This is a genomic window from Lachnoclostridium sp. An181, assembly GCF_002160325.1.
GTDB lineage: Bacteria > Bacillota > Clostridia > Lachnospirales > Lachnospiraceae > An181.
Genome location: NZ_NFKJ01000051.1, coordinates 1 through 776 on the forward strand (window position 1 = coordinate 1; position 776 = coordinate 776).

The window sequence follows — 776 nt, forward strand, 5'->3', positions numbered from 1 at the left end:
ACCGATACCCATTCCCAGCGATACCAGCACTAAGTCCTTAACAAGTTCTGCCATAATCTCAATTCTCCTTTACTCTGTGATAAGCTCCTCTGTGTCCGCTGTCTGCTGTTTGATTATCTGCAAGTGCTTTTCCGTCAGCTTTGCGTTGTCCTCAATCTCTTTCAGATAGCTTGTGCGGTTGCCAGCGTCTATCTTTTTCAGCATTTTCAGCGTAGGGGCGACCTGTCGGCTTATCCAGCCCAGCGTTCTTTCCAGCGTGTAAGGCTCTGGGTCTGTCGTCAGCTTGACAGGCGGGCGGTCTTTCCCGATAAACCACGCCCAGCGGTCATTGAGCTTCCAGTCTGTCTTTCGTTTCTCTGGTTCTCTGTCCACGAAGCGGATATAGTGATTGATGATAGAAAAAGCCGTCTGTTCTGCGTCATAATGGGTCAGCAGTTCACGGACGGCATAATAAGCTCTTTCATCTTTCAATCGTATCTCGAAGCGGTTCTTTATGGGTGCTTCCTCAATCGGTATTCCCAGCTTTGCGTACTGTTCGTAGTTCTTCTCATAACAGCAGAAGTAGACTTCCGATTTCAGAGAGCCGATATACAGCGTGTGTCCCATGCCCGCCTTGTCCTGCTCGTTGTGCTTCACCAGCTCCCCCGAAGCATAGGACTTGAAAGAACGGAACAGGGAAACACATTCCTCACGGTTGCATTTGGCGGTCAGATCTGGAATATCCAGTATGCCCGCCCTGTCGTTAATCGCAAGGTCAAGGCGTTTCATCACACCGC

The 776-nt window shown here is 49.9% G+C and carries 1 protein-coding gene; it reads right to left on the reverse strand.

The features are described from left to right. Positions 1–69: 69 nt before the first annotated feature. A partial coding sequence (locus B5F18_RS12355; protein WP_143468441.1) for a replication initiation factor domain-containing protein occupies positions 70–776 on the reverse strand: 707 nt, incomplete at its 5' end.